This window comes from Falsiroseomonas sp. RANM36, assembly GCF_056682175.1.
The window spans coordinates 3,908-7,596 of record NZ_JBWXTD010000005.1; the positions used below are offsets into that span (position 1 = coordinate 3,908).

The window sequence follows — 3,689 nt, forward strand, 5'->3', positions numbered from 1 at the left end:
GGTTATCTTTATGCGGGGTATTTTTTTTTGCATGTCCCCGCGGGGCCCGCCCCCCGCGGCGGGGGGGGGGTCCCCCCCACGGGGGGGCACGCCGGAGTTGCGGCGGCCTTCCGCCGCTTATGAAGGCTGGTCGGGGTGGGGGCACGCACGCCCGAGCCATTCACGTGAACCCCGTCACCACCGCCATCCTCGTCCTCTGCCTCGGCCATGTCTTCTCCAACGCCGTGCGCACCATCCCTGCCATCGCGGCGGATGTGCTGCAGCGCGACCTCGGCATCGGCGCGGAAGGGCTCGCGCAGCTCACCTCCGCCTTCCCGCTCGCCTTCGCCGCGGTGATGATCCCGGTCGGCATCGGGCTCGACCGCTACGGGGTGAAGGCGGTCTCGCTGTTCCTGCTGACCGTCGCGGGCTGCGGCGCCGCGCTCGGCGCGCTCGCCACCGGGCCGTGGTCCATGCTGGCCGCGCAGGTGGTGCTCGGCGCCGGCTGCTCGGGCATGCTGATGTGCCCCATCACCTTCGCCGCGCGCGCGCTCTCCGCCGCCCGCTTCGCGCTCTGGTCGGGCATCGTCCAGACGGTGGGCAACACCGGCATGCTGCTCTCCGCCAGCCCGCTGGCGCTGCTGGTCGAGGCCGCCGACTGGCGCGCCGGCTACTGGGCCTGCGCGGCGCTCGCCGCACTCGCCATCGCCGCCGTCGCCGCCCTGGTCCCGGCCGAGCGGCCGGAGGCCCGTCCCTCCCGCGGGCTGCTCGCCGACATGGGCGAGGTGCTGGCGATGGCCTGGCGCCCCGGGATCCGCGCCGTGACGGTCTTCGTCTTCGCCTCCTTCGCCGCGGTGCTCGGCCTGCGCGGGCTCTGGGGCGGCCCCTGGCTGATGGAGGTGAAGGGACTCGGCCGGATCGAGGCCGGCAACATCCTGCTGGCCTGCACCGTGGCACTCACCGCCGGGCCGGCGCTGGCCGGCCTCGCGCTGCGCCGCTTCGGCCGCGGCCCGCTGCTGATGGCCGCCAGCCACCTGCTGGCCGCGGCGCTGATCCTGCTGGTGGTGGCGGGCGGGCCGGGCGGGCCGGCCGCGCGCGCCTTCGGCCTCGCCGTGATGCCGCCCGCCTGGGACCTGGCGCTGCTGGTCGCCTTCGGGCTCGCCATCTCCTTCCAGGTGATCGGCTTCTCGCTGGTGCGCGCGGCGGTGCCGGCGGAGCAGGCGGGGCGCGCGCTCTCGGCCGCCAACCTGTCCTATTTCGTCGGCGCGGCGGCGCTGCAGATGCTGTCGGGGGCGATGGCCGCCGCGGGCGGCGTGGCCGCGGCGCTCATCACCTTCGCCGCCGGCCTCGTGCTCTGCACCGCCGGCTTCCTGCTGCTGCTGCCCCGGCGGGGCTGACCCCGCCCGCGCGGCTGGGCTACGCTCCGCGCAGAGGAGGAGACCGCATGCTCCGCAGCATCCTGGTGGCGCTGGACGACGCGCCGAGCGCCATCGCCGCGCGCGACGCCGCCATCGCCTATGCCCGCAAGAGCGGTGCGGCGCTGACCGTCGCCGTGGTGCTCGACCGCCCGCACACCCAGAGCGACCACGAGGCCGTCCCGCTCGGCGCCGGCGCCTTCAAGGAACATCGCGACGCCGCGCTGACGGCGCAGGCCGAGGCCGAGGCGGCCGCGGCCCTGGCCGATTGCGCGCGGGCCGCCGCCGGCCTCGACTACCGCGTGCGGCGGCTGGAGGACGCGCCGGGCCCGGCGCTGATCACGGCCGGCGCCGCGCATGACGTGATCGGGGTCGGCCGCGACTGCACCCTCGGCCGCGAGAGTCCGGATGGCGGCGTGGCGCCGGTGATCGAATCGCTGCTGCGCGACGGCGCGCGCCCCGTGGTGGTGATCCCCGCCGGCTGGACCCCGCGCGAGAGCGGCCCGGCCGTCGCCGCCTATGACGGCTCCGCCCCGGCGCGGGAGGCGCTGCACCTGTTCGCGCTGCTCGACCTCGGCGGCGGCGCGGAGGTGCGGGTCGCCGCCCTCGGCGCGAAGGAGGCCGATGCGCTGAAGCTCGCGGAGGAAGGCGTGGGCTGCCTGCGCGGGATGAACGCCGTGCCGGTTCCCCTCACCGGCAGCGACGTGTCCGAGGCGATCCTGAACGAGGTGCGCCGCAGCGGCGCGCGGATGCTGGTGATGGGCGCCTTCGGCGGATCGAGCCTGATCCGCATGCTGGTCGGCAGCACCACCGACCTGCTGCTGCGCGACAGCCCCGTCCCCATCTTCGTCGCGCGCTGATCATCGCGACATGCGCCCTCCCCCGTTTACGGGGGAGGGTCGGGGTGGGGGCCGCGCAACCCTTGAAGGTCGCGCCTCACCCCGTGATCACGCCCTTCGCCTGCAGCGCCGCGATCTCGGACTCGGAATAGCCGAGTTCCGCCGCCACCGCCGCGCCATCCGCGCCCGGCGCCCGCAGATCCCCCGCGCCGCCCGGCCGCGCGCCGTTGAGCGAGACAGGCAGCGCCGGCAGCGCGATCTCCCGCCCATCCGGCAGCGTCATCGGCACCAGCCCGCCCGAGCCGTTCAGATGCGGGTCGTCGAACAGGTCGGCCGGCTTGCCGATCGGCGCGAAGGGCAGGCCCAGCGCCTCGCACTTCGCCATCAGATCGGCCTTGGTCCAGCGCTTCAGTGCGGCGGCCACCCGCGGGATGGTGCGTTCGCGCGCCTCCACCCGCTGCTGCTTGGTGGCGAGCGTCGGGTCTTCCGCCAGGTCGTGCAGCCCGAAGGCGTTGCAGAAGGCCGGCCATTGCGTGTCGGTGACCACACCCACGAAGACCTGGCCGCCATCTTCCGTGTCGAAGATGTCGTAGACCGGCCAGGCCGGCAGCCGCACCGACATCGGCCGCGGCGGCGTGCCGGTGATGCGCGTCTGCGCCATGTGCTGCGCCATCAGCAGCGCCACCGTCTCGAACAGCCCGGCCTGCACCTCGCCACCCTTGCCGGTGCTCTCCCGCTCGCGCAGCGCGGCGAGGATGGCGATGACGGCCGAGAGCCCGCCCATGATGTCGATGACCGAGGAGCCGGCGCGCAGCGGCCGCCCTTCGAGCCCGGTCATGTAGGCGAGCCCGCCCATCATCTGAACGACCTCGTCCAGCGCGGTGCGATGCTCGTACGGCCCCGGCAGGAATCCCTTGCAGGAGCAGTAGACCAGCCGCGGATGTTTTTCCGAGAGTTCCGCGTAGCCGAGCCCGAGCTTCGCCATCGCGCCGGGCCGGAAATTCTCCACCAGCACATCGGCGCGCGCGACCAGGCGCTGCACCAGCGCCATGCCTTCCGGCGTCTTCATGTTGACCGCCAGGCTGCGCCGCCCGCGCCCGAAGGCCGCATAGAAGCCGGTGCCGGAGCCGGTCAGCCGCCGCGTCGTATCGCCCTCCGGCGCCGGTTCCACCTTCACCACCTCCGCGCCGAGATCGGCCAGCGTCATGCCCACGGTCGGCCCCATGACCATGTGGGTGAACTCGACGACGCGGATGCCCTTGAGCGGGGTGGGCGAGGTCATGCGGAAACTCCCAGGTCGCCGCGGCGACGACGGATCAGGACTTGGCCGGCGGCAGCAGACGGCATGGTGGCACCATGCGCGACCAGGCGCGAGGCGATGCCATCCTCGCGCCTCGCGCGCTGGAGCAGCGCCCCCGGGGGGGCCCCCCCCCCCCCCGGGCCCCCCCCCGCCCGC

3 protein-coding genes are annotated in these 3,689 nt (G+C 74.5%); 2 read left to right on the forward strand and 1 reads right to left on the reverse strand.

Features of this window, described 5'->3' with window-relative positions; all coding sequences use genetic code 11:
- Positions 1–164: 164 nt before the first annotated feature.
- Both AC1MIR_RS17950 and AC1MIR_RS17955 read left to right on the forward strand, forming a co-directional pair.
- On the forward strand, positions 165–1,376 hold the full coding sequence (locus AC1MIR_RS17950) for an MFS transporter (protein ID WP_480029565.1): 1,212 nt from the start codon (positions 165–167) through the stop codon (positions 1,374–1,376).
- Positions 1,377–1,423: 47 nt separating this feature from the next.
- Positions 1,424–2,254 carry a universal stress protein gene (locus AC1MIR_RS17955; RefSeq protein ID WP_480029566.1) on the forward strand — a complete coding sequence of 277 codons (831 nt, stop codon included), beginning with the start codon at positions 1,424–1,426 and terminating at the stop codon, positions 2,252–2,254.
- A 76-nt stretch (positions 2,255–2,330) separates the two neighbouring features.
- On the opposite strand, the gene AC1MIR_RS17960 is transcribed toward AC1MIR_RS17955, so the two are convergent.
- On the reverse strand, positions 2,331–3,515 hold the full coding sequence (locus AC1MIR_RS17960; protein ID WP_480029567.1) for a CaiB/BaiF CoA transferase family protein: 1,185 nt from the start codon (positions 3,513–3,515) through the stop codon (positions 2,331–2,333).
- Positions 3,516–3,689: the final 174 nt, after the last annotated feature.

What these genes read in the sequence shown, in the direction of transcription:
- AC1MIR_RS17955 (WP_480029566.1), top strand. Translation starts at nt 1,424, where the DNA reads ATGCTCCGCAGCATCCTGGTGGCGCTGGACGACGCGCCGAGCGCCATC.
- AC1MIR_RS17960 (WP_480029567.1), bottom strand. Translation starts at nt 3,515, where the DNA reads ATGACCTCGCCCACCCCGCTCAAGGGCATCCGCGTCGTCGAGTTCACC.